Source organism: Paenibacillus sp. EB106-05-06-XG162, assembly GCF_058791655.1.
The window spans coordinates 247,610-273,485 of record NZ_JBYTDT010000003.1 but is presented as its reverse complement, the minus strand read 5'-3'; the positions used below and the strand labels follow the sequence as shown (position 1 = coordinate 273,485).

The window sequence follows — 25,876 nt, the reverse complement described above, 5'->3', positions numbered from 1 at the left end:
TTTCTTGAATACAACAGAACATGTTCATTTTATCGGTATTGGCGGCTACGGAATGAGCGCGATTGCTCGCGTAATGCTAGAGATGGGTTACACCGTAACGGGCTCAGACGTCGCTGCGCAAGAGTTAACAGAGAAGCTCGCGAAGAAAGGCGCCAAAATATATATTGGCCATACGGCGGATAATGTTGAAGGGGCTGACCTCGTCGTCTATTCAACAGCTTTGTCCAAAGATAATGTGGAACGCGTAAGGGCAGAAACGCTCAATATCCCGGTTCTGCATCGTGCACAGATGTTGGCACGGTTAATGAATACCCGTAAAGGCGTTGCTGTAGCGGGTGCGCATGGCAAGACAACGACCTCGTCGATGATCGCGCTCGTCATGGAGCAATGCGGTACGGACCCGACCTATATCATCGGTGGCGAGATTATGAATATGGGGACCAACGCGAAGGCGGGAAAAGGGGACTATGTTGTCGCGGAAGCCGATGAGAGCGATGGCTCCTTCTTGCAGTATCATCCGCAGCTGGCGATTGTAACGAATATTGAAGCTGATCATCTGGAGAATTATGACGGGGATTATGCGAAGTTGAAACAAGCTTACGTACGTTTCCTCAATCAAGTGAAGCCTGGGGGCAAAGCGATCGTGAGTGCAGATGATGAGATTCTGCAAGCTATGATTCCGAATCTCCAATGTGATGTGCTTACATACGGCATCGGTTCGACTGGAGATTATCGGGCGACAGATATCGTACTTGGCGATCGCAAGAGCTCGTTCACCTTTACCTATCAAGATGTTCCACTCGGGACTATTGAGCTGTCAGTACCTGGACGACACAACATCTCGAATGCGATGGCAACGATTATTACGTGCATGCAAGCGGACATTCCATTCTATGCCATTGCAGAGTCGATTAAGGAATTCCGTGGTGCGAAACGTCGGTTCCAAGTGCTCGGTGAAGTAAATGATATTCTCGTCATTGATGACTATGCGCATCATCCGACAGAAATTCAAGCAACGATCCAAGCGGCGAAGTCCACGGGTAAACGTATTATCGCAGTGTTCCAGCCGCAGCGCTATACACGGACATATTTCCTGCTGGAACAGTTCAGTCAAGCTTTTGGTGACGCTGATGAGGTTATTATTACAGATATCTATTCGCCTGCAGGCGAGAAGCAGATCGAAGGGATTACTTCGTCCAGACTTGTTGATATGATCATTCAGAACAGCAATCCGAACACGAAGTATATTCCAACGAAGGAAGAAGTGTTATCGAAGTTAAGCGAGGATGTGAAACCTGGCGATCTAGTCATTACGATGGGTGCAGGTGATATTTGGAAGGCGGCAGATGGTCTAGCAAAGGCACTGCGTGCACGCGTCTAATCGTTATATTCCCGATTCAGACTTATCTATCGTTCAATAGAAACGTCCAACCTTATGGGTTGGACGTTTTTTGGCGTTGCTATCGATTTGAATTATGTTTTCCATGGTAAAGTGACTTCGCGAGGGGCTCTCCGATAGCAGCAAACGCCTGTCGAGAGGCCTCCGATGGTAATGGTCAGAATGGATAGGAAGAAGGTTCGGGGCGAGAATAATAGACCACCGAGGGTAATAATGAGTCCGTCTAGAATGAAAATGGTGAATCCTACATTGACGGATAATTTATCCGCGATGTATTTGGCGAGCAGATCGGTTCCGCCGGTGCTAATATTGTTTCGAAGCATGATGCCAAATCCGATCCCCATAAAGATCCCTCCAATGAAGGAACTAGTAATGGGATGGATGTGCAACGGAGCAAGGAGGTTATGGCTAATGCCTGAGAATAGGTCAATGAAAAAGGAGGAAATAATCATGCCTGGGAAGCTGCTGAAGAAAAAATGGCGATATTTGAACCACGCGAGCACCAGGATCGGCAAACTACACAGAATAAAGGTGATGCCTATGTTCGCCTTCCACATGTAATTGAGAATTAACGCGATGCCGATAACGCCTCCATCGAGAACATTGTAGGGGATTAGGAATAGATTGATTCCGATCGCGAGTAGCATGCTTCCCGCGATCGTCGCAACAATCTTATTGAATAACTGCACTTTCATCAGCTCCACTTTCGACAACCGAATAAAATCTAGGTCTTCTCTGATGTATATGCTAGTTTGTCCCGTCATATTCAATGGATACGGCATGTGCGATACAAGGAATACTTTCACCTTGCTGATAAGAGATCGGGGATAGAAGCGCACCGGTGGCAACGACGAGAATTCTTTTCCACGTTCCGGCTCGAAGCTGCTTGAGCAAATGCCCGTAAGTGACGGTAGCAGAGCATCCGCACCCACTAGCTCCCGCTTGGACGGATTGGTTCTCATAGTCATAGATCATCATGCCGCAATCCCGGAAATCCGTCTGATTCATAGGGATGTGATGTTTCTTGAGCAGTTCACTTGCGATTTCATATCCGACCTTTGCTAGATCCCCTGTAACGATTAGATCATAATGCCCAGGTTCAATCCGCAAATCTCGGAAATGCGCTTGAATGGTATCTACGGCCGCTGGCGCCATGGCAGCACCCATATTGAATGGGTCTGTAATGCCCATATCTATGACACGCCCAATCGTAGCTGAGGTGATGAGAGGGCCTTCGCCATGTTTGGAGACGACGGCAGCTCCTGCACCCGTGACAGTATATTGAGCGGTTGGCGGTTTCTGGGACCCATATTCCGTCGGATAACGGAACTGCTTCTCAGCGGTTGCATTGTGGCTCCCAGTTACAGCCAAGGCGTAGTGAGCGGAGCCGGAGTTTACGATCAGCGAGGCGAGCGCAAGGCTCTCCATCGAAGTAGAACAAGCGCCAAATACCCCAAGATAAGGAATGCTAAGGGTTCTAGCCGCGAAGCTTGAACTAATAATTTGATTGAGTAAATCGCCTCCGACGTAGAATTGAATTTGCTCTTTCGTTAATCCGGCGCTTTCGATGGCGATTTTGGCTGCCTCTTCGATGAGCTTGTTCTCCGCTTTTTCCCATGTACTCTGACCTAACATGAGGTCGCCATGGATAATATCAAAGTCATTCGCTAATGGGCCCTGTCCCTCAAAAGGACCTACAACCGATGCGCTTCCGAATATACGAGGCTTATTCTCGAATATCCAAGATTGATGTCCTCTTAGTGTCATTAGGACCCGGCCCCCGTTCCGTTGAACTGAAGAATCATATGCACGATCCCGACAATGAAGGCTGCGACGGTACCAAATACAATAACAGGCCCAGCCACTTTGAACATTTGCCCACCCACGCCAAGTACAACGCCCTCACTGCGATGCTCGATTGCTGCTGATGCCATGGAGTTCGCAAATCCTGTAACAGGAACCGCAGTCCCTGCTCCAGCCCATTGCGCGATTTTATCATAGACCCCGAAGCTCGTTAAGATGACTGACAAGAGCACCATGATGGCTACGGTTGGATTCCCTGCTGTTTTCTCTGTAAATCCGCCCCATGTGATAAAGGCCTTGGTAATACATTCACCTATGAGACAAATGAGCCCACCCGACAGAAATGCCCGCACGCAGTTCTTAAAGGTCGTTCGTTTGGGTTCAATTCGTTTCGCAAGGGCTTGGTATTCCTGCTGCACGGGCGTTAACTTCTGTTTCTTCTGCTTTTCCGACAAAACCATAACCTCCTTCAAAATCTAAACAGATCAATGCATTAACGGGTAAGTATAGGTCTCATATCTGCGATGACCTGGTCCATTTGCTCCACACATTGTGTATAAAGCGCCTTGGCAGCTTCATTTTCCGAGGATAACGCGAATAATTCTAAATCGGCCTCGCATTTTTTCAGTGTAGCAAACAGGGTTGCTTTCTTCTGCGGCTCAGGCACTTGGATTTGATCATCATAGAGGTCGACATACAGCTGTCCGTACGAATCCACTTGACCCAAGTATACGTTCTCGATGGCCACGCCAAGGGTCTCTAGCTCTCGATTTAGCCAGTTACGATTGTAACCGAATGCAGCTAAACCCTCATCCATAAGCTTTCCATCCATAATAACAGCCTCTGGTGATTTATCAGGTGAGACCTTAATACCCAAATGCTTAGGCGTAAGCGGTTGATTCTCGCGCTTGAGTAAGATATTGAACTCCCCGTTCGATTCCATAATGGCAAATTCAACGTCCGCCGCATTGAACACGTTTTTTTTGCGTAGCTGGGATAATAGCTCATCGGAGGTAACGCGAACCTTCTTCAAGTTATCTTCAAGAATTTTGCCATCCTTAATGAGGACCTCAGATTTGCTATCTATAAAATCCCGAAGCTTTTTGGTCTTCAACTGCACCATTTCAATGATGAAGGATACACCAACCCACACGGCGAGGGAGATAATACCAAGCCCCCAATGCTTCTCTAAATCCATGGAGATGTATGCAGCAAGGCTACCAATCGTAATCCCCGTAATGTACTCGAACAGAGATAGCTGCGCGACCTGACGTTTTCCTAATACTTTGGTGAAGAAAAACAGAACCAAAACAGCCACCAATGTACGAAGGGCAGCTTCAAACCATTCAGGCATCGTTTTTTCGACTCCTTCCCCTTTAATGTTTTGTCAAAAGTTGTGAACAGGATTCATATGAAATGTTCCCGCAAAGTGAGAAGAATATTCTGGTGATATTCGGACACATTAGAGTGGTATTTGTAAAAAGGAGGTGTGAGAAATGACCGTTGGATCCCAAGTGAAAACCACTTTAGCAAGTTTGAAAAGTGCTCAAGCGAGTCTAGAATCCTTCGCGCTTGAAACGCAAAATCAAGAAGCGAAAAAAATGTTCGAGTCCGCAGCGCAGTCGACACAATCAGTCGTATCGCAAGTTGAAGCCCGCGTACAACAACTCGAAAATGAAGAGCCGCAATTTAAAGGGTTCTAGACAATTCGATAAGAAGGACAGGAGTGGGAAATCTCGATTCTTTGCAGAAGCAGAGGATCGAGATTTTTTTGTCATGCCATGGATAAGCGGTTATAAATCTCTCAACTCTATCATAAGAATGATATTAGAAGATTGGACAAGGGAGAGGGTAAGCATGAGTAAGGCCAAAATGACGTTTCGCTTCGATGATCCGCCGCGTAAATCGGGAGGCACAGAGATCATTCCTAATAATGATTCGGTAGAAGAAACTGTAGAGTCAACGACGGTCGGTCATGGTGTTCCGATCCAGAGGTACAGCTCCGATTATGGTGCATGGGACCCCACATTCGATGAAGAGACGAACCGTATTGAGAAGTTGATTCGCGGCGAGACCTCTTCGATCCAGCCCGAAGTCATCCCTCCAAAGTCACAGCCGCGGATTGTGGATATGATCCAAGATTCAGAGGAACAAGTAGAACGATCCGATGCTGAATTACGCAATCATAGTGAAGAAGGGCATAGTGTACAATGGACGGAGCTGCCAGTCGGTGGATTTTATCGTAAAACAAGAAATCCTTCATGGGTCAAAGTCGTTGCCTCTGTCGCTGGCGCAATTGTGACAGGTGCTGTATTCGGCTTCGTTGTATTATCGTTATTTCAAGGGGAAGTGAGTCTGCCAGGTGTGAAGTCGGGCTCTTTATCGGATAATGTTCGTACAAGCGGTAGTGTTCAGACTTCAGGTAAGGTGACGGAGTCCGGGGTGAAGCAAGAAGCGACCACACCAGGTGAAGCGGTTAACGTAACGATTCAACGTGATGCGAAGACCTATTATATGCTGCAGTATGGTGTTTTCAAAGATCTAGCAGGTGTAAATACTGCGCAGCAGGAGTTGACGGATAAAGGCTTGGCCGCGTTCGGAGATACTACGGATCAGAATCGGGTGTATGCCGGTATGGCGGCATCGCGTGAAGAGGCCCAGTTGATGAAAGCTGAGCTGGCACTGCAAGGAATTGAGCTCTATGTTCGAGATTTGCAGCTGCCGGAGACGACGCAATTGATGTATGCTGGTGATGCGTCACAGATGGAGCAATTTCTGAAACAGAGCGATCAGGTGGTTCAAATTCTATTACAGATGTCAACAGCACAGCTAGAGCGTAAAGACCCTACGGCTTATACACAGGCAGAATTGTTAGCCATTAAGGATGCGCATCAGAAATGGACAGAGCTTGGTACAGTGGCGGTCAAAGGCCTGCCAGAGTCTTCGAAGGAAGCTTGGGGGAAAATGACCCAGTCGATGAACACGGCAATTATCTCGTTAAATGAATACGGTAAGCAGCTGTCGACATCCCATCTATGGAGCATTCAATCCGCATTGATGGCGTTCGTGGTAAGTGAGAAAAATTGGATGGCGTCTATGCAAGCCGTGTGAGATAAAGTATATCTAACCGATAGGACCTGATTTCAATGGCGCCTGTCGGTTTTTGGTTTGTGTTAAACCGTAAATATAAGTATAATGTGTAAAGGTGTAAAATAATGGTGAAGGGGAGTCGAAAATGCTGAATAGGGATCAACGTCGCCTCATCTTAGCGTCTGCATCACCACGAAGACAAGAGCTCATTCGCGTTCTGAATATCCCGTTCGAAATTCGTGTGAGTGATGTCGATGAGACCACGCCGACGTATTGGTCGCCGGCACAGGTCGCAGAGCAATTGGCGCTTCGCAAGGCTGAGGCTGTGCATCAGATGCTGCAGGAGGGCGATCAAGGCATTATCATTGGTGCGGATACCATTGTGGTGCTTGATTATCGTGTCCTTGGCAAACCAAAGGATGCAGAGGATGCGATATCGATGCTGAATCTGCTGGAAGGGAAGACACATCAGGTGTATAGCGGTGTGGCTTGTATTGATGCGCAGACAGGGGAGACCCATGTATCTCACCGTGTTACGTATGTCAAAATGAAGCATTTAACAGAACAGCAAGTGCAGCGGTATGTCGCAAGTGGGGAGCCTATGGATAAAGCGGGTTCGTACGCGATACAAGGATTAGGTTCAACGATTGTAGAGTCGATCGACGGATGTTATTTCAACGTCGTGGGTCTGCCGTTATCCTTGCTTAGTGATATGCTCACTAAATTTGGCATTGAAGTACTTTAAGGAAGCTAACTTATGGAAGATGTATTCTAGGATTATTTCAACAATGAAAGAGGGGAATTCATGGATTCGCAAGGGCTTGTTCTGCGCGATATCCCCCATGAAGAACGTCCAAGAGAACGCATGATACAGAATGGGGCAAGCGCACTTAGTCACGCTGAATTGCTAGCAATTCTTCTTCGCACAGGAACACAGCGAGAATCCGCTGTTCGCGTCGCTGAACGGCTGCTTAAGCAAGTAGGCAACATTCGCCATTTGGTAGATATGACCGTAGAAGAAATGACACAAATCAAAGGCATCGGACCTGCAAAGGCTATTCAATTAAAGGCAGGTATTGAACTTGGTCGTCGCTTGTCAAGAGCGACAATGAATGAGAAGATTACCATTCGAAAGCCGTCGGATGCAGCAGATTTGCTCATGGAACAAATGCGTTATTTGCAGAAAGAACATTTTGTATGTTTGTTTCTCAACACCAAAAATCATGTTCTCCAACAAGAGACACTGTCGATGGGAAGCTTAAATGCTTCAATCGTTCATCCCCGAGAAATTTTCCGAGCTGCCATCAAGTGCAGCAGCGCATCAGTAATATGCGCTCACAACCATCCAAGCGGCGATCCAACGCCCAGTCCAGAAGACATTCAGCTTACGCAGCGCCTCGTCGAGGCCGGCAATATTATTGGCATTGAGGTACTTGATCACCTCGTGATTGGTGATCAACGTTACATAAGTTTGAAGGAACAGGGACTTATGTAATATAATATTTAAATTATCAGCACGATAAGATAAACGATGAAGAGTTACAGGAAAGAAAGGGAGATTACAGCATGTTTGGAAGCTTCACGAAAGATTTAGGAATTGATTTGGGAACTGCAAATACACTTGTATATGTTCGAGGAAAAGGGATCGTTGTTCGCGAGCCATCCGTTGTGGCGATCCGTACAGATACGAAAAAAATAGAAGCTGTTGGTGAGTCGGCTAAGAAAATGATCGGTCGTACACCGGGGAACATTCGCGCGATTCGTCCGATGAAAGACGGCGTTATCGCGGATTTCGATACGACTGCAACAATGATTAAATATTTTATTAGACAAGCTCAGAAGCAGCGCTCTGTATTCCCGCGTCATCCGAACGTGATGGTATGCGTACCTTCAGGGATTACAGCTGTAGAACAACGTGCGGTTGAAGATGCGACGAAGCAAGCAGGTGCGCGTGAAGCTTATACCATTGAAGAGCCATTCGCGGCAGCGATTGGTGCAGATCTTCCGGTATGGGAGCCGACAGGCAGCATGGTTGTTGATATTGGCGGCGGTACGACAGAAGTTGCGGTCATTTCGCTTGGTGGAATTGTAACAAGTCGTTCGGTTCGTGTTGCAGGCGACGAGATGGATGATGCTGTCATTCAATATATCAAACGGATTTATAACCTCATGATCGGTGAACGTACAGCTGAGCAAATTAAGGTCGATATTGCTTCCGCATTGCCGCTTGATCAAGTCGAGACGGTTGAAATTCGTGGACGCGATCTCGTATCTGGACTTCCGAAGACGCTCACGATCACCTCCGATGAGATTACAGAAGCTTTGCAGGATACCGTGAACTCTATCGTTGATGCGGTGAAGGTAACACTTGAGAAATGTCCACCAGAGCTCGCAGCGGATATTATGGACCGCGGGATCGTATTGACAGGTGGCGGCGCATTGCTGCGTAATCTCGATAAATTGCTTGCACGTGAGACAGGTATGCCGGTTATTGTTGCGGAAGATCCTCTTGATTGTGTAGCAAAAGGTACCGGTCGTGCGCTAGAGAACATCCACTTATTTAAATCCAAAAGCAGTACGGCGGTTCGCTCGAAACGATAAGAGGTGTTTAAACTGTTTAAATTATTGGGGAATAAACGATTGTTCATATTATTGCTCGGCATGATTATATTCATCTCGCTTCTCGGCTTTACGCTGAGTAACAAACGAGAGAACTTAACATTTCCTGAGAAGATGATTAACGATACGTTTGGGTTCGCTCAAAGTTTATTCTACAAGCCCGCTGGCTTTATAGCGGGCTTGTTTGAAGATATTCGCGACCTGAACCATATCTATGAAGAGAATGAACAGCTGAAAATCGCAGTTTCGCACTATATTCGCGACAAAGCGATTTATAATTCCATTGCTGCTGATAATGAGAGATACCAGAAAGAACTTCATTTTACAGAAGAACAGAAGAAATTGTATAAATATGATTACCGTATTGCGCAGGTCGTGTCGGTGAATCAGGATCCGTACAATAAGAACATTACGATCAATATCGGTGAGAAGAACGGTGTGAAGCCGAATATGGCTGTCATTTCCGTCGATGGCATGGTCGGCACGATTAGTCATGTATCGCCGCTTACGAGTACGGTGAAGCTGCTTACAGACCTGAACGAAAAGAATCCGAATTCCAATGCGATTGCGGCAACGGCCATCGGTAAAGAGAACCAGTCGTTTGGACTTATTGAGAGTTACGATCCACAGACAGGCACGTATCTCATGACCAAGATTGATGAGAAGGACCCGCTTGCCGTTGGTGATACGATCGTCTCATCGGGGATCGGTGAAGCATTTCCACGCGGACTCATTATGGGAACGGTTATTTCCAGACAAGTCGGAGACTACGGCTTAACTCATACAGCGACGATCAAACCAGCAGCGAATTTCGATAATTGGAAAGAACTGTTCGTCGTGGTACCTTAACGTGGAGGAATCGCTCGGATGAATCGTAAATGGATGATTGTCGTTATGATCTTGTTATTAATTATTGAGGGCACGGTAATGCCGTGGATTATTCCAGTGGAATGGAGAATGCGAGTTATCCCTCATTTTGTCTTTATCATTGTATTATTCTATGCGGTGTATACCACGAGATATCAAGCGCTGGTTATCGGATTAATCTTCGGTCTCCTTCATGATGTGATCCATTATGGGAATATGATAGGTGTGTATTCGTTCAGTATGGGGCTTTGTGGTTATTTAATCGGCAAAGTATTCGGCGAGAAGCGGCTCGGCATCGGATGGATGATCGTGATTTCGATCCTCGGCAGCTGGATGTTCGACTCGATCATATTCTTGATTTACACGATGTTCAAAGTGAACCATATGTCCTACGATTGGGCGTTAGCTTATCAAATTATTCCTAGCTCCTTCCTGCAATTATTATTTGCTCTTATTGTATATGTTCCGGTTCGCAAAGTGCTCGACCAAGAATTTCGACCGAAGCTTGAAGAAGATTAAGGCATAAGCAGGAACTTTCTTACCCTAGGACGAATTGATTAGGGAGGAGGGACAGGCAAATATGGGAACGACAAAACAACATCATGTTACAATCAAAGGAATGAAAGACGGCCTTGTGTTCCTGCTGGACGATACATGTGAATTCACAGCACTGATACAAGATTTGCAATATAAATTAGAGCATTCGCATCAGAATATTTTGACAGGACCGATTATGCATGTTGATATTAAGCTCGGTGCAAGAGCGATATCGGATGCAGAGAAGGAAGAGATTCTGAATATTCTGAAGCAAAAGGGGAATTTGTTGATTCGTTCGATTGAATCGGATGAGCCTGAGATCGCATCTGTGAGTGAGAATGATATGAAGATCATGACCGGGGTGGTGCGTTCAGGGCAAGTGCTGCATCACGTCGGCAATCTTCTGTTTCTAGGGGATGTGAATCCAGGGGGAACGGTGAATTGTACCGGGGATATCTATGTGATGGGTTCACTACGGGGAATGGCGCACGCAGGAATTGAGGGAAATGTCGATGCGATTATTGCCGCGTCTTATTTCTCACCGACACAGCTACGGATTGCCGATGTGATCAGCAGACCTCCGGATGAATGGGAAATCAAAGAGTCCAATATGGAATTTGCATACCTTCAAGAAGGCCATATGCAAATTGATAAAATACAGAACATTGCGCGGTTGCGCAAAGATACCCATATATTTAAAGGAGTGTAGTCCGCATGGGAGAGGCTATCGTCGTCACATCAGGAAAAGGCGGAGTGGGCAAGACAACAACATCCGCGAATTTAGGTACTGCTCTCGCATTACTCGGCCGCAAAGTATGTATGGTGGATACAGATATTGGTCTTCGTAATTTGGATGTCGTCATGGGGCTGGAGAATCGGATTATTTATGATCTGTGTGATGTAGCTGATGGTCGTTGCCGTCTGAACCAAGCTCTTGTGAAGGACAAGCGGTTTGAAGAACTCTATTTACTGCCGGCAGCACAGACGAAAGATAAGAATGCGATATCGCCGGAGCAGGTTAGAGATATTATTTTGGAATTGAAGAAAGAATTTGAATATGTCATTATCGATTGCCCGGCAGGAATAGAGCAAGGCTTCAAGAATGCTATTGCTGGTGCAGATCAGGCGATTGTCGTGACAACACCGGAGAATGCCGCTGTACGTGACGCGGATCGCATTATAGGATTGCTCGAGAACTCGCATATTGAAGCACCGAAGCTGGTCATTAACCGGATACGCCAGAATATGGTGAAATCGGGCGAGATGCTCGATATTGATGAGATTATCCAAGTACTGGCGATTGACTTAATCGGCATTGTACCGGATGATGAGCATGTAATCAAAGCTGCGAATAGCGGGGAGCCTACTGTCATGAACCCGGATTCAAGAGCAGCGATTGCCTATCGGAATATTGCGCGTCGTATTGTTGGGGACACCGTCCCACTTATGCTGCTTGATGGCAAGCCAGGCATGTTCAAGCGCATGAAGAAGTTTTTTGGAATGGGCTGATGTAATTGGTAAATAAATTCAAAAGATTAGACTGGCCGATCATTATCATCTTAGGCATATTTATGGTCATTAGCATATTTGTCATCAAGAGTGCTACGTTCAGCGATCCCAAGTTCGTCGGGTCTCATTTAAAAATGATGTATTTCTATATCGGCGGGTTTGCCATCATGCTGGGGATTTCACTCGTTGATTATCGATTATTGCTAAAAGGCTGGATTTATTTCTACGTTCTAGGGGTTGCGCTTCTTATCGCCGTGTTCTTCCTAGGTGCCAAAATTAACGGTGCTGTCGGCTGGTTTAAGCTGCCGGGCGGGCTGCAGTTCCAACCAGCAGAATTGATGAAGCTTTCGATTATTGTCATGGTTGCATATTTGATGGGCCGAAGATCAGGGGATCCGCTTCGTTTTAGACGTGATGTCATTCCAATCGGTTTCTTAACCTTCATCCCATTCTTACTCGTATTGATTCAACCGGACTTAGGGAATGCGATTATCTACGTCGTGATCCTGCTCGGGATGTTCTGGATCGGCAATGTTCGCTATACGCATGTTGTCATTGGACTCGGGACTGTGCTCGCTGGTGCATTCCTGTTCGTCTTCTTGTTCAATACCTTTAATCAAGATATTAAGGATTATTTGGAAGCCAAAGACAAAATCCATTGGTACCAGCGGATCAATACATTCATGAATCCAGCTTCGGCGACAGAAGATGAGAAGCATCAATCGAATAATGCGATGATTGCGATTGGATCTGGCGGCCTCACAGGCGAAGGCTATATGCAATCGGAATCGATTAAGAAGAAGTTCGTTCCTTATCCGTATTCGGACTCCATCTTCGTTGTGATCGGGGAAGAGTTTGGTTTCCAAGGGGCTTCGGTGCTGCTCCTGCTCTATTTCTTATTGATTTATAGGATGATCTTGATTGCCTTCCAGTGTTATGACCAGCGAGGAGCTTATATTATCATCGGCATTGTCTCGATGTTCGTGTTCCAGATTTTCGAGAATATCGGAATGATGATTGGGCTTATGCCAATTACTGGGATCACGCTGCCATTTATCAGTTATGGTGGTACCTCGCTGTTGCTCAACATGCTTTGTATTGGAATTGTGCTAAGCGTCAAGATTTACCAAGAAAAATATGCACTTGAAGATTAAGCTGTCGCATCTCGCGATGGCTTTTTTGCATGTTTAAGAGGTTTCGTGGATCCCCCGCAAAGCAACTTGTGGGGTTATTTTGAAATATAAGTGTTTATAAGTTTCACTAATAAACTGTTCTTATATTTTTCGAAGATACGCTTATCGTCCGTTCAATGACGATAAGCGTATCTTCTTATTCATATTCATCGTGTGCTTGTCATATTTATGATACTAAGACAACCTCTAAGAAGGGGGACTACTACGGATGGAGATAAAAGATAATGTTCGAAGACGAAGACAAGCCCGTATGAAGGCATTAACAGATGAGAGCTTGCCAGTCACCAAGGCGCAAGAAGCACCGAATCGTATTGTACCTTATGCACCGCCTGCAGATAGGAATCCGACGCCAGTGCCTAATATTTCATCAGATGCGGAAGCAGATCCTGAAATTGCATGGAAGGAACAGAATCGATTGTGGCGCACACAGCTTGCTGGAGAAGCTTCCCCATCGAATGGTTCGAATGGTTCGGATCCACCGGTCAATCGAACATCAAGCGGCTGGTTGCAGTCGTTGCAAATCAAATTCATGCTCTCTGCGTTGATCTTTGCTGCCTTATGGGCGATGTTTCAAGTGAATCAGCCGTGGACCGCTAAGGTAAAGGCGTTTGTCGTAAGCGCTATGAACGAGGAGATGAATTTTGGGGCGATTGCTGTCTGGTATGATGAGACGTTCCACGGTGCGCCTTCCTTCATTCCAATCTTCGGTGCAGCTGAGGATCATGCGACCAAAGTGAACACATCGACCGTGCTCTATCCGCCGCTTCATGGGAAGATTGCGAGTCCCTACACGGTAGCTTTGAAAGGTGTTGACATCGAAGCTGCTGCAGCTGAACCCGGGAATCCGATTGTTGTAAAGGCGATGGATGCAGGTCAGGTGATCGAGGTGACTCCGAGTGAGAACAGTACGTATCGAATCGTCGTCCAGCATGCGAATGATTTAAGCTCGATATATAGTGGCTTACAGGCTGCAGATGTCAGAGTTAATGATTGGGTTCAAGGGGGTCAACCTTTAGGAACGCTATCCGCTGAAGAGCAGGAGAGCCTTTTATATTTTGCGATTAAAAAAGGTGACCGATTTATTGACCCAACGGATGTGATCTCCTTTGATTAAATGGAGAGGAACCTCATTCTCCGTACATCCTTTGTTCATCATGATCATGCTCGGCTCACTATTGACAGGCCATGTCATTGAAATGATTACGTTGTTCGGGATTGTCTTGATTCATGAGTTAGGGCATGCAGCGGCGGCGACGATTTTCGGATGGAAGGTACAAGAGATTAAGCTTCTGCCTTTCGGTGGTGTGGCTGTCACGGATGAAGGAGGCTCGGCTCCTTGTCATGAGGAGATTATCGTAGCTCTAGCGGGCCCGGTTCAAAACCTGCTTATGATTGGCGCTGCTTATGGGCTTCATTTGTTAGGGTTCTGGAGTGAGGCATGGACAGAGTACTTCGTTCAAGCGAATGTGATGATTGCCTTGTTTAACATGCTGCCTGTGCTTCCTTTGGATGGAGGGCGTATCGTACAAGCACTATGCAGCCTATTTGTATCCTATCATCGTACATTGATTTGGTGCGGCCGAATTAGTATGGCTTTTAGCCTATTTATGATTGGCTTCGCTCTGATGCCCCTTTATTACCGAGAACCGATTCATTTGAATCTGCTCATTATCGGTATTTTTCTGATCTATGCGAACTGGACAGACTATCGAAATGTGCCTTACCGCTTTGTGCGATTCATGACGAATCGGGATCGATTATCGCTCCTGCGAATGAAACAGGGAACAATTGCATATCCAATTGTCGTCGGATCAGAGCAACCTTTGGGTGGTGTTGTGCGTCTATTTATGAAGAGTAAGTATCATCTGATTTACGTACTGAATGATCGGGGGAAGATTGTCGCTGTATTACCAGAGCAACGGCTTGTTGATTCTTATTTCGCGAATTTCATGGTAAAATAGATGGAAAAATGGGCTAAAGTCAGGGGTGATCCATGTGAAAAGGATCATTGTTCATTGCGAACAAGAGATCACACAAATGGCATTGATGGAACATGGACAACTCGTTGAATTTACAATTGAGAATTCGCAAGGCAGGCAATTGGTGGGAAATTTGTATAAAGGCCGTGTTGTGAACGTGCTTCCGGGTATGCAGGCGGCATTTGTAGATATCGGATTAAAGAAAAATGCATTCTTGTATATTGATGATGTGCTTCATCCGCATTTGGAGAAGCAGCCGAAAGTTAAGCCATCCATCTCACAATTGCTGCAGGCCGGCCAGGAGATTGTTGTCCAAGTCATGAAAGAGCCGTTAGGTGGCAAAGGAGCTCGCGTCACGACGCATTATTCGCTGCCAGGCAGATGGCTCGTCTATATGCCGCATGCGGACTATATTGGCGTGTCGAAGAAAATTGAGCTCGAAGTCGAGCGGAATCGTCTGAAGCAGATCGGCGATCAAGCACGACTGCCAGGTGAAGGGCTGATCCTGCGCACCGTCGCAGAAGGAGAAAGCAAGGAAGCGATTCAATCGGATATTCAACTGCTTCGCGCATTGTGGATTCAGATTGAAGAACGTGCGGCGGCAATGTCAGCGCCAGCACAGCTCCATCAGGATTTGAGCATTATTGAGCGGTTGGTTCGGGATATGTTCACACCGCAGACCGAACGGGTCATCATTGATGATCTTGTTCAGAAGGAAGAGATCGCTTCCTTCCTCTCGCGCGTGCTGCCTGACTGGGCGAATCGTGTTGAGATCTATAAAGGCAGTGAGCCGATACTAACGCATTTTGGTGTTAAGGAGCAGCTCGACCGCGCCTTCGAACACAAAGTATGGCTCCGTAATGGCGGTTATCTGGTCGTTGATTATACCGAAGCGTTGACGGTCATTGACGTTAATACGGGTAAGTATATCGGATCGAATACGCTGGAAGATACCGTCTACGAGACGAATATGCAAGCTGCCGAAGAAATTGCTAGGTTGCTTCGACTTCGCGATATTGGTGGAATTATATTAATTGATTTTATTGATATGGATATGGAACGGCATCGGCAAGATATTTGGGACAAGCTTGAGCTGTTGATGCGCAGTGATCGAACCAAGCATTTAATCCTGGGATGGACTAAGCTCGGGCTGCTCGAAATGACCCGCAAAAAAGTTCGCGATCATGCGATGAATCCCTTTACGGAACCTTGTTCGGTTTGTAAGGGGACCGGAAGAATCAACAGTCGCCTATAAAAATATGGTTTTCTGCTAGGGATAACCGTTGATTTATGCTGATGAGTATGGTAATATGCTTAGGTATGTGTTTCGTAAATATTGCGACACATGCTGTAACCGCACTGGACGGGTTCCTAAGTACAGCGCATGAATCTTCGGATGAGTGGCGCAGTCACCCTAAATCGGGCGAGTCTGAGACATGAGGAGGTGCACGAATATGTACGCAATTATCGAAACAGGTGGTAAACAATACAAAGTGCAAGAAGGCGATGTATTGTTCATTGAGAAATTGAATGCCGGTGAAGGCGAGAACGTAACTTTTGACCGCGTGTTGGCAGTATCGAAAGGTGAGGGCTTGGTAACAGGAGCTCCTGTCGTTGCTGGTGCAACTGTAACTGCGAAAGTAGAATCGCACGTTAAAGGTAAAAAGATCACTGTTTTCAAATACAAACCGAAAAAGAATTACCACAAAAAACAAGGTCATCGTCAACCTTACACTAAAGTAACAATCGAAAAAATCCAAGCATAAGAAGGTGCGGTATGATACGCATCAAGATTACGCGAAATCCAAGTGATCGTTCGATTGAGAGTTTCTCAATTAACGGACATGCAAACTATGCGAAACATGGTGAAGATATTGTCTGTGCAGGCGTATCGGCCGTGAGCGTAGGGACGGTAAATTCGATTGAAGCTTTAACAGGCGTTGTGCTCGATAGCAAGATGAAGAACGGATTTCTTAGCGGAAGGGTAACTTCTGTAGATTCTCCGGACACAACTGCGAAGGTACAATTGCTGCTCGAGTCGATGGTGGTCATGTTAAATACGATCGCAGGATCATACGGAACGTATATTGAAATACATGACAAAAAATAACTAAGAATAGGAGGTAGACAACATGTTAAAGTTGAATCTTCAATTGTTCGCATCGAAAAAAGGTGTAGGTTCCACAAAGAACGGACGTGACTCAGAGTCCAAACGTCTTGGTACTAAACGTGCTGACGGTCAATTCGTTACTGGAGGAAGCATCTTGGTTCGCCAACGCGGAACAAAAATTCACCCAGGTAACAACGTTGGTATTGGTAAAGACGATACGCTTTTCGCGAAAGTGGAAGGTGTCGTGAAATTCGAACGTTGGGGTCGCGATCGCAAAAAAGTGAGCGTCTACCCAGTTGACGCAGCTCCAGTAGCAGCAGCACTCGAAGTATAATTCGGTATAAGAGCCCTCGGCGCAAGCCGGGGGCTTTTTTGAAATTTCGGGGCCCACGCAAAGTATCTGAATCGGCTTCGTAGTTAAAGCCCCACTGTGTGGGGTTTTCTTAGCTGTGATGAACATGCTATACTGTATAGGGTTTTGTTTGACAATTCATGGAAGAGGAATGTGAAGACGGTGAACTATTGGAGAACGATGCGAATGACGGCGATGGTGTCTTTAGTCATCCCTTTATTCATCGTAGTCATAATCCAGCAATGGCTTGTATGGAGTGTCCTATTGTTGATCCTTTGGCTGATCATCGCAGGCTTAGTCATGGAATGGTCCGTGCGTAAGGAACAAGCGGAAATCATATGTGCTGAACAAGTGAAATCCATCCGTACGATGAATCATCATCGACATGATTGGATGAACGATTTGCAGATTATTTCAGGATATATCCAGCTGAAGAAACATGATAAATTAGTTCGAAGCGTGGAAAGAATAAGAGATCGCATGCACGCCGAGAGTAAGGTTGCGAAGCTGGGCATACCCACCTTGGTATTGTTCTTCCAATCTTTCCGTACGATATGCAATGAGATTCAGCTTGAGATAGATATTGTGGACGAGCTCAATTTAGCGGAGATTCCTTTGACCGTACCTCAAGAGACGTTGTCGAGAGCGGTACAAGAAATGATATGGGCGACGCGTCAATGCGCTGTGCCGACAATTGGGGAGCCGCAAATTTTATATATAATGTTTGAGAAGAATAACAATGAATTATGCATCAGTTTCCGATATCATGGTGAGATAAGGCAAGATCGCGACTGGGGCAGCAAGGTGAAATCGATTATTCAAGGCAGTACGATGCGAGTGGAGCAGGATGAAGCGACCTTGCATTTATTTGTGCCTTGTGAATCCTAATGAGGTGAAACGATGTTTGTAGATAAAGCTAGAATATTGGTTAAGGGCGGCGACGGCGGCGATGGACTCGTCTCTTTTCGTCGGGAGAAGTATGTACCGGAAGGCGGACCTTCGGGTGGTGATGGCGGACGCGGCGGCGATGTCATTTTCCGCGTAGATGAAGGATTACGCACGTTGATGGATTTCCGTTATCAGCGTCATTTCAAGGGAGATCGCGGGATTAAAGGGCGCAACAAGAGTATGCATGGTGCGAATGCAGAGCATACCATCGTTCGAATCCCGCCAGGAACCGTTATTATTGATGAAGATACGGAAGAAGTCATCGGAGACATGACACGTCACGGACAGCAGGTTGTAGTAGCCCGCGGTGGACGCGGTGGTCGAGGCAACACACGATTCGCAACGGTGAATAATCCAGCGCCGGAAATTGCGGAGAATGGGGAAGAAGGTCAAGAGCGATACATCGTACTTGAACTGAAAGTCATGGCGGATGTAGGACTTGTTGGATTCCCAAGTGTAGGGAAATCGACGTTACTCTCGGTTGTGTCAGGTGCAAAGCCAAAAATCGGTGCGTATCATTTCACGACCATTACACCGAACCTCGGCGTTGTTGATGTTGGGGATGGACGCAGCTTCGTCATGGCGGATTTGCCAGGTCTGATCGAAGGAGCGCATGAAGGTGTTGGTCTCGGCCATGAATTTTTGCGTCACGTCGAGCGTACACGTGTTATTATCCATGTCGTCGATATGGCGGGTTTGGAAGGCCGTGATCCATTCGAGGATTGGGTTAAGATTAATGAAGAATTGGACCTCTATAATGCGAAGTTATCCGAGCGGCCACAGATTGTAGCTGCGAATAAGATGGATATGCCGGATTCAGCTGACAATCTGGAGGAATTCCGCAAGAAGGTCGCAGAAGTGCGTCCAGATATCGAAATTTTGCCGATTTCATCCCTTACAAGACAAGGTGTACAAGAGCTCTTGTATCGTGCAGCTACGATTCTGGAAGAGATTCCAGAGGCGGTGCTTGTGGAAGAAGTCGCAGAAGTTGAGGAGCGTAAGGTATATCGCTTCGAGAAGACAGAAGAAGCACAGTTTACGATTCGTCGCGAGAACGAGACGTTCGTCGTTGAGAGTGAAGCTGTAGAACGTATGATGAAACGGATGCAGATGAACTCCCACGATGCGATCCTCCGGTTTGCGCGGACACTTCGCAAGATGGGTATTGACGATGAACTACGTAAACGCGGTGCGGTTGACGGAACAATCATCCGTATCGGCGATTTCGAGTTCGAGTTTGTTGAAGGAAGCAGTTACTATTATTAATATGCAAGCCTCTTCGGTGTTGGACCGAAGGGGCTTTTTTTCGAGTTCACGAACGATGCGATAGAAGTTTGGTTTGGTATTTTTTGTACGAGTCCTCGCATTTTTTTGTATAATGGATTTAACTATTGCTCGGATCACCGATATTCGTTATAATGTCCACTATATACGAACGAAAGTCTTCGATAGGAGGACATTGTAGTGAGCGAACGTTTTTATTTGGTCCGTGAAGATATATTACCTGATGCACTTGTCAAAACCGTGATGGCCAAACAACGATTGGCCGATGGATCTGCACATACGGTGAATGAAGCAGCAGAGCAAGTAGGATTAAGCCGCAGTGCTTTTTACAAGTATAAAGACGGGATATTCATGATGAATCAGTTGGATCGCGAACGGATTGTGACGATATCGGTTGATCTCGAGCATCGATCAGGTGTGCTGTCCAAAGTGCTCGGACTTGTGGCAGGATTTGAAGGGAACGTACTGACCATTCACCAGACGATTCCATTGCAAGGGATGGCGAATGTCGTTATCACTGTGGAGACATCTCGAATGGGGGATCACCTGACAGCGCTGCTCGAAGCATTTCGATCGCATGAAGGTGTGAAGCGAGCCACCATCATAGGTCAAGGTTAATCGAACGAATAGACAGGAGGAATAGACATGAAACCGATCAGAGTAGGGCTATTGGGGCTAGGGACTGTTGGAACAGGTGTAGTCCGTATTGTAGAAGGACATCAGAGCGATTTGCAGAGTCAAGTAGGATCCGAGGTCATTATCGAGAAAGTATTGGTGAAGAATGTAGACAAATCCCGCAGCATCTCGGTGCCGCATCATAAAATGACTGATAACGCATGGGACATTATTCGTGATCCCGATATTGATATTATTGTTGAAGTGATGGGCGGCATTGAGACAACGAAAGAATATTTATTAGAGGCACTTGAGCGCGGCAAACATGTTGTAACGGCGAACAAGGACTTAATGGCGCTTCATGGACCTGAGATCTTGGCGAAGGCCAAAGAACATCAATGCGATGTCTTCTATGAAGCTAGCGTTGCCGGGGGTATTCCGATTATTCGCACGTTGTCTGAGGGCTTCTCCTCGGATCGAATTCTCAAAATTATGGGGATCGTGAACGGTACGACGAACTTTATCCTCACCAAGATGAGTCAAGAGGGTGCATCTTATGCCGATGTGCTTAAGGAAGCGCAAGAGCTTGGTTATGCCGAAGCGGATCCGACTTCCGATGTTGAAGGTCTAGATGCAGCACGTAAAATGGCGATCTTGGGAACGCTTGGCTTCCGTGCCAATGTAGCACTCGAAGATGTGTCAGTACGCGGAATTTCCAGCGTATCCAAAGAGGACATCCTCTACGCGAAACGCCTTGGTTATGAAGTGAAGCTGCTCGGGATCGCTGAGCGTCAGGATGAGCATATCAGCTTAAGCGTTCAACCAACGATGATTCGCAAATCGCATCCGATTGCTTCGGTGAACGGTGTATTCAATGCGGTCTACGTCCATGGTGAAGCGGTAGGCGAGACGATGTTCTATGGTGCTGGTGCAGGCGAGATGCCAACAGCTACATCCGTCGTTGCGGATTTGGTCGCGGTCATTAAGAACTTGAAGCTCGGCGTGAATGGGCAACAAGCTATAGTTACGTACAAAGAGAAGAAGCTTAAGACGGATGAGCAAATTGAGTACAAGAACTTCATTCTCTTGCATGTTCAAGATAAAGCAGGCGTACTCGCGCGTATTACACAAGTATTTGCAGAATATGAAGTTAGCTTGGCATCGGTATTGCAGCAGCCCAATCCAGATAATCCGGAAGCGGAAATCATTATTATTACGCATGATGCGAGCAAGGCGAGCATGGATAAAGTCTTGAAGCATTTCGAGCAGCTCGATGTGATTCGCAAAATTAAGAGTGTATATCGTGTCGAAGGTTAATTAAGAACTTGCAAGCAAGCTAGAAGGAGAAAGAAAATGAACGCTTACGAACGTGTAATTGTCAAAGTGCCTGCCAGTACTGCGAACTTGGGACCGGGGTTCGATACACTGGGGATGGCGTTACAGCTATATTCCTACATCGAAATGTCTGCAGCGGAGGAGACCTCGATTTCCTTATATGGGGAAGAACTCGGCGGGATTCCGACCGACAAACGTAATTTAATCTATAAAGTCGCGCAAATGATATTCGATGATGCTGGGGTCTCGGTTCCTGAGCTGCGAATCTCTATGTACAGCAATATTCCACTGACACGTGGACTCGGGAGCAGTGCATCCGCCATTATCGGTGGGATGTTCGCTGCGAATGCGCTGATCGGCTATGTGCTGCCGCAGGAACGAATCTTCACACTGGCTACAGCGCTGGAGAAGCATCCGGATAATGTTGGGGCATCATTATATGGCGGGATTATTGCAGCGACATGGGACGGAACACAGGCCCATCACATTCGTCTCACACCGAGTCCTCATCTAACCACGCTTGTTGCGATCCCTCAGTTCCAACTTGCGACAGAGAAAGCACGGAACATTCTCCCTCAGCAGTTCTCGATGGGGGATGCGATCTTTAATGTGAGTCATTCTTCGCTGCTTGTCGCAGCGCTCGCAACAGAGAATTTCGGAATGATTCGACATGCGATGCGGGACCGTATCCACCAGCCTTATCGGGCTTCCCTGATCCCGGGTATGAGCGAGATTCTGGACAAGGCAGCCGACTATGGTGCGCTTGGCGTTGCACTTAGTGGTGCTGGACCGACACTTATTGCGCTCGTAGATGAACGCGAGTCACGTGAGGAACAATTAGAGCAATTTTTGATGGATACATTGAACCGTGAACAGATTACAGCTTCGACCCTGTGGTTGAAACCAAGTACTGAAGGTGTTGTTGCGCTTCCAGATATCGAGGGCCGAACGTTCATGGACGTTGTTAAAGGAGACATGTAAGGATGGTTCGTATTGCATTGTTACCCCAGGGATCGGTATCCCATGAAGCTGCAGCCTACATTTTTCGGGGAGAGCCCGTGGAAATGGTGCATCACAGATTGATTTCGGATGTATTCATGTCTACGGTTGATGGTAAGACCGATTATAGTGTGATCCCGATTGAGAATACGATTGAGGGCTCTGTGAGTCTTCATATGGACTGGCTCGTGCATGAAGTCGATCTGCCGATTCAAGCCGAATGGGTCTATCCATCGATTCAGAATTTGATCGGAAGACGGGATGAATTGGAACGAAATGCGGATGGATCACTGAACTACAGTCAAATTCGTAAAGTGATGTCGCACCCGGTTGCCATTGCCCAATGCCGTAATTTCCTTCGCGAATATTTACCACATGCGGAGCTCGAACATCTCAGCAGTACAGCAGAAGCGGTAAAGCAGGTGAAAGAGCATCCGGGCGAGGGAATCGCTGCGATCGGCACAACGCTCGGGGCAGCTAGCCAAGGTCTCGATATACTGGCTCCGCAGGTAACGGACCATCAGAACAATTTCACTCGTTTCTTGCTTGTCGGTCCGAAGACGGCGCCCATCGCACCTTCAGATCAAGTGAAGACGAGTATTCTGATCACGCCACCGCAAGATTATTCTGGTGCCTTGCATCAGATTTTATCAGCATTTGCTTGGCGCCGAATCAATTTGTCACGGATTGAATCACGGCCGACCAAGAAACAGTTAGGCAATTATTATTTCTATATTGATGTTCTGGCTTCGATGGATTCGGTTCTGCTGCCTGCAGCGATTGCTGAAATTGAGGCGATTGGCTCGCAAGTTCGCGTGCTCGGATGCTACCCAAGTTATGCGTTTGACACGACTTATACGTCATAATCAGACTTCTCAATAACCAAAGGACTCTTATAATTCCTCGAATCTTCGCGAGCGGCGAAGACTCGGGGAATTTTTTTGTGTGAGGGGATGTCAAATGCCCAGATATTGCATAGGATGTATTAATTGGTTCCGGGCTCTTGTACTGTGTTAGGAACTTTTGTAATGAAATGCAGACGGTTGGGGCTCATTTTCCGCTAAAAAAATGTAGGAGGTTCTTACGCGTGAAAATTCACATTGTAAAAAAAGGGGATACGCTCTACACCATAGCAACCAAATATGAAGTACCCCTTCAAAAACTGATTGATGCAAACCCCAATTTGAAGGATCCGAATAAGCTTGATGTCGGGATGAAAATCAAAATCCCTGTGGAAGCAAAACCGGTGAAACCAGAATATGAAATGATGCATAAACACGATGTGAAGAAAGGCGATACATTGTGGAAGTTAGCAAAAGCATGGGGGATTCCGCTGCAAGATATGCTAATGGCGAATCCGCAATTAAAGGATCCGAATACGTTATCGGTCGGGGAGGTTGTGTACATTCCAAAGGTAACGGGAGGAATGCCGCCGCTAGACCCGCACATGATGCCACCGATGGACCCGCACATGATGCCACCGATGGACCCGCACATGATGCCGATGCATGACGGGGGTATGAACGTATCTCCTCCCGTTAATAATGCCTTCCCAGGCGTCTCTCAGGCTATGCATGAGGTTCATCACAAACATCATCACGATGGTATGCATCACCATGGTATGCATCACGATGGTATGCATCACCATGGTATGCATCACGATGGTATGCATCATGATGGTATGCATCACCATGGTATGCATATGGGCGGCGAGAATTTACCGCATTACCAGGTGCATCAGACGCATCATCAGCCGGTATATACAATGCCGACGAATAATTGCGGTTGCAATACCTTGTCAACGCATATGCCTTATGACATGTACAAAGGCCACCCAGGTGAAGGCATGTCTGAGGACTTATTCGCTCAATTCCAAGTCCCTGCGACAGAAGCGATATCGCTCTATGACTTGCCGCAAGTGCCACAGGTGAGTACATCTGCGAATTGGGGCGGTATGCCGCAAAGTGGGAGCGATGGTTATCCAATGCCATACGGCATGAATCCTTATGGTATGATGGACCCTTACGGAATGCAGATGGACCCTTACGGTATGCAGATGCATCCATACGGTCATCCAGGAGCGGGGTATGGCATGCCAGGAATGCCATTCAATCCTTACGGTATGCCTTACGGAACCGACATGTATGGTTCACAGTTTCAACCACTAAGCTCGATGGATCATATGTCAGGGCATTGCGGATGTCACCCTCGAGAGGATGAGGTTGCACCTGAGGCAAACTCAGCTGCAGCTCCAGCTCCAGCGAAGACGGAACCTGCGAAGCAGAGCAGTACGAAATCTTCCGAAAGTCGATCCTCGTCCAAAGGGAAGGCACGCACTTCTTCGAAGAAATCGAGCAGCAGCTCACGCCGGCAAGTGAAGCCTAGGAAATCGCGTAGTATGCCTTGGATTAACGGTTAATTCATGCTCATTATGGAGTCACCCTTAGAGTGAATAAGGGTGACTTTTCTATTTTACACCTAGGTGATCGTATAAATCGATGGTTCCATGGCTACACTAGGGGAAAATTAGGATAGAAGGGGATTATCGTGAATTTGATGAATAGTTGGAAACAAATCAAAAAGCGTCTGCGTCGAATCAAACGTCCCTTATTATCGCTCGGTCTGCTCTGTATGCTGATTATGCTGCTTGCTATCGGTTATCATACATCTGCTACGGGATCGTCAGATCCTGTGATCGCGAAACTTCGAGAGGAAGGTCAGGATCGAGAAGTTTATTTGACTCGTACCTATGTATGTGGTCAAGAGCAGTTAAACCTTGGGACGATGAGTGCGAATGCGATTATTGAATTGATGCTGCGTCACCCGGAATGGAGTGGGAAGACGGATGAAGCAGGCAAGATATGGATAACAGAAGAAATTGAGGATTTATCAGCAACATGCAAGAAAAATGGGTACATTAGTGTAGATAAGAATGGGAATTTAACACTCTATGATGGACCTCCAAAAGAAGAAAAAGTGATGAGAACATTTTTTCAGGTCGATATTGATTCCATGGAAAGTTCGCTTCCAAAATCGGTCTTAGACCAACTGCACCAAGGAATTCGCGTAAGCGATGTGGACGAGTACCATAGTGTTCTGTCTACATTTAGCGACTATGCCATGGAGCAATCTGAGAAAGTTATGAAACGAAAATCGTAGTTGTACGTATTAGAAATGAAGATGGGCGTGAATAACGTCCTTCTTTTTTTTGGAATCATATAAACGAAGCAGCATGTT

The 25,876-nt window shown here is 46.6% G+C and carries 29 protein-coding genes; 25 read left to right on the top strand and 4 right to left on the bottom strand.

Annotated elements, in window-relative coordinates; genetic code table 11:
• Positions 1-4 precede the first annotated feature (4 nt).
• Positions 5-1,381: a UDP-N-acetylmuramate--L-alanine ligase gene (gene murC, locus AC3WU2_RS10040; protein ID WP_492453707.1), complete on the top strand. Its 1,377-nt coding sequence runs from the start codon at positions 5-7 to the stop codon at positions 1,379-1,381.
• Positions 1,382-1,473: 92 nt separating this feature from the next.
• On the opposite strand, the gene AC3WU2_RS10035 is transcribed toward murC, so the two are convergent.
• From AC3WU2_RS10035 to AC3WU2_RS10020, 4 genes are read right to left on the bottom strand one after another with little or no spacing between them, the layout of a single operon-like run.
• A complete protein-coding gene (locus AC3WU2_RS10035; RefSeq protein ID WP_492453705.1) occupies positions 1,474-2,094 on the bottom strand; it encodes a YitT family protein in 621 nt (206 codons plus the stop codon).
• Positions 2,095-2,146: 52 nt separating this feature from the next.
• Positions 2,147-3,166 (bottom strand): stage V sporulation protein AD, encoded by a 1,020-nt coding sequence (gene spoVAD, locus AC3WU2_RS10030; protein WP_018757024.1) that lies wholly within the window; start codon positions 3,164-3,166, stop codon positions 2,147-2,149.
• Positions 3,166-3,663, bottom strand: coding sequence for a stage V sporulation protein AC (gene spoVAC, locus AC3WU2_RS10025; protein WP_492453703.1), 498 nt, complete (start codon positions 3,661-3,663; stop codon positions 3,166-3,168). The genes spoVAD and spoVAC overlap by 1 nt, the downstream gene beginning before the upstream one ends.
• A 32-nt stretch (positions 3,664-3,695) precedes the next feature.
• Complete coding sequence (locus tag AC3WU2_RS10020; RefSeq protein WP_492453701.1) at positions 3,696-4,556, bottom strand: DUF421 domain-containing protein; 861 nt, start codon at positions 4,554-4,556, stop codon at positions 3,696-3,698.
• 142 nt (positions 4,557-4,698) lie between these two features.
• Between AC3WU2_RS10020 and AC3WU2_RS10015 the strand changes: the two genes are divergently transcribed.
• The 24 genes from AC3WU2_RS10015 (at position 4,699) to AC3WU2_RS09900 (ending at position 25,798) form a co-directional block, all read left to right on the top strand.
• The gene (locus AC3WU2_RS10015; protein ID WP_018757027.1) at positions 4,699-4,905 is read left to right on the top strand and encodes a DUF1657 domain-containing protein; all 207 of its coding nucleotides are present in this window, start codon (positions 4,699-4,701) and stop codon (positions 4,903-4,905) included.
• A gap of 154 nt (positions 4,906-5,059) precedes the next feature.
• Positions 5,060-6,313: an SPOR domain-containing protein gene (locus AC3WU2_RS10010; RefSeq protein ID WP_492453699.1), complete on the top strand. Its 1,254-nt coding sequence runs from the start codon at positions 5,060-5,062 to the stop codon at positions 6,311-6,313.
• Positions 6,314-6,437: 124 nt separating this feature from the next.
• Positions 6,438-7,037, top strand: coding sequence for a Maf family protein (locus AC3WU2_RS10005; RefSeq protein ID WP_018757029.1), 600 nt, complete (start codon positions 6,438-6,440; stop codon positions 7,035-7,037).
• Positions 7,038-7,097: 60 nt separating this feature from the next.
• Positions 7,098-7,787 (top strand): RadC family protein, encoded by a 690-nt coding sequence (radC, locus tag AC3WU2_RS10000; protein WP_018757030.1) that lies wholly within the window; start codon positions 7,098-7,100, stop codon positions 7,785-7,787.
• Positions 7,788-7,858: 71 nt separating this feature from the next.
• Positions 7,859-8,893, top strand: a complete 1,035-nt coding sequence (locus tag AC3WU2_RS09995) for a rod shape-determining protein (RefSeq protein ID WP_018757031.1) — start codon at positions 7,859-7,861, stop codon at positions 8,891-8,893.
• Positions 8,894-8,932: 39 nt separating this feature from the next.
• The gene (gene mreC / locus AC3WU2_RS09990; protein WP_492453695.1) at positions 8,933-9,760 is read left to right on the top strand and encodes a rod shape-determining protein MreC; all 828 of its coding nucleotides are present in this window, start codon (positions 8,933-8,935) and stop codon (positions 9,758-9,760) included.
• 18 nt (positions 9,761-9,778) lie between these two features.
• Complete coding sequence (mreD, locus tag AC3WU2_RS09985; RefSeq protein WP_492453693.1) at positions 9,779-10,297, top strand: rod shape-determining protein MreD; 519 nt, start codon at positions 9,779-9,781, stop codon at positions 10,295-10,297.
• Positions 10,298-10,358: 61 nt separating this feature from the next.
• Complete coding sequence (gene minC, locus AC3WU2_RS09980; protein WP_492453691.1) at positions 10,359-11,024, top strand: septum site-determining protein MinC; 666 nt, start codon at positions 10,359-10,361, stop codon at positions 11,022-11,024.
• A 5-nt stretch (positions 11,025-11,029) separates the two neighbouring features.
• Positions 11,030-11,824 (top strand): septum site-determining protein MinD, encoded by a 795-nt coding sequence (minD, locus tag AC3WU2_RS09975; protein WP_492453689.1) that lies wholly within the window; start codon positions 11,030-11,032, stop codon positions 11,822-11,824.
• A 5-nt stretch (positions 11,825-11,829) separates the two neighbouring features.
• Positions 11,830-12,978 carry an FtsW/RodA/SpoVE family cell cycle protein gene (locus AC3WU2_RS09970; protein ID WP_492453687.1) on the top strand — a complete coding sequence of 383 codons (1,149 nt, stop codon included), beginning with the start codon at positions 11,830-11,832 and terminating at the stop codon, positions 12,976-12,978.
• A gap of 247 nt (positions 12,979-13,225) precedes the next feature.
• Positions 13,226-14,131, top strand: a complete 906-nt coding sequence (locus AC3WU2_RS09965; RefSeq protein WP_492453685.1) for a peptidoglycan DD-metalloendopeptidase family protein — start codon at positions 13,226-13,228, stop codon at positions 14,129-14,131.
• Positions 14,124-14,978 carry a M50 family metallopeptidase gene (locus AC3WU2_RS09960; protein WP_492453683.1) on the top strand — a complete coding sequence of 285 codons (855 nt, stop codon included), beginning with the start codon at positions 14,124-14,126 and terminating at the stop codon, positions 14,976-14,978. Before AC3WU2_RS09965 ends, AC3WU2_RS09960 begins: the two co-directional genes overlap by 8 nt.
• Before the next feature lie 34 nt (positions 14,979-15,012).
• Positions 15,013-16,251, top strand: a complete 1,239-nt coding sequence (locus AC3WU2_RS09955) for an Rne/Rng family ribonuclease (protein WP_492453681.1) — start codon at positions 15,013-15,015, stop codon at positions 16,249-16,251.
• 199 nt (positions 16,252-16,450) lie between these two features.
• Positions 16,451-16,762: a 50S ribosomal protein L21 gene (rplU, locus tag AC3WU2_RS09950; RefSeq protein WP_018757040.1), complete on the top strand. Its 312-nt coding sequence runs from the start codon at positions 16,451-16,453 to the stop codon at positions 16,760-16,762.
• An 11-nt stretch (positions 16,763-16,773) separates the two neighbouring features.
• Positions 16,774-17,106: a ribosomal-processing cysteine protease Prp gene (locus AC3WU2_RS09945; protein ID WP_492453678.1), complete on the top strand. Its 333-nt coding sequence runs from the start codon at positions 16,774-16,776 to the stop codon at positions 17,104-17,106.
• Between the two features lie 22 nt (positions 17,107-17,128).
• On the top strand, positions 17,129-17,440 hold the full coding sequence (rpmA, locus tag AC3WU2_RS09940; RefSeq protein WP_018757042.1) for a 50S ribosomal protein L27: 312 nt from the start codon (positions 17,129-17,131) through the stop codon (positions 17,438-17,440).
• 180 nt (positions 17,441-17,620) lie between these two features.
• Positions 17,621-18,346, top strand: a complete 726-nt coding sequence (locus AC3WU2_RS09935; RefSeq protein ID WP_492453676.1) for a Spo0B domain-containing protein — start codon at positions 17,621-17,623, stop codon at positions 18,344-18,346.
• Between the two features lie 12 nt (positions 18,347-18,358).
• Positions 18,359-19,672: a GTPase ObgE gene (gene obgE / locus AC3WU2_RS09930; RefSeq protein ID WP_492453674.1), complete on the top strand. Its 1,314-nt coding sequence runs from the start codon at positions 18,359-18,361 to the stop codon at positions 19,670-19,672.
• Between the two features lie 198 nt (positions 19,673-19,870).
• A complete protein-coding gene (locus tag AC3WU2_RS09925) occupies positions 19,871-20,308 on the top strand; it encodes an ACT domain-containing protein (protein ID WP_492453672.1) in 438 nt (145 codons plus the stop codon).
• A gap of 27 nt (positions 20,309-20,335) precedes the next feature.
• Complete coding sequence (locus AC3WU2_RS09920; RefSeq protein WP_492453670.1) at positions 20,336-21,622, top strand: homoserine dehydrogenase; 1,287 nt, start codon at positions 20,336-20,338, stop codon at positions 21,620-21,622.
• A 36-nt stretch (positions 21,623-21,658) separates the two neighbouring features.
• On the top strand, positions 21,659-22,621 hold the full coding sequence (gene thrB / locus AC3WU2_RS09915) for a homoserine kinase (protein ID WP_492453668.1): 963 nt from the start codon (positions 21,659-21,661) through the stop codon (positions 22,619-22,621).
• A gap of 2 nt (positions 22,622-22,623) precedes the next feature.
• A complete protein-coding gene (gene pheA / locus AC3WU2_RS09910) occupies positions 22,624-23,505 on the top strand; it encodes a prephenate dehydratase (protein ID WP_492453666.1) in 882 nt (293 codons plus the stop codon).
• 221 nt (positions 23,506-23,726) lie between these two features.
• A complete protein-coding gene (locus AC3WU2_RS09905) occupies positions 23,727-25,058 on the top strand; it encodes a LysM peptidoglycan-binding domain-containing protein (RefSeq protein WP_492453664.1) in 1,332 nt (443 codons plus the stop codon).
• A gap of 137 nt (positions 25,059-25,195) precedes the next feature.
• Complete coding sequence (locus tag AC3WU2_RS09900; RefSeq protein ID WP_492454037.1) at positions 25,196-25,798, top strand: BofC C-terminal domain-containing protein; 603 nt, start codon at positions 25,196-25,198, stop codon at positions 25,796-25,798.
• Positions 25,799-25,876: the final 78 nt, after the last annotated feature.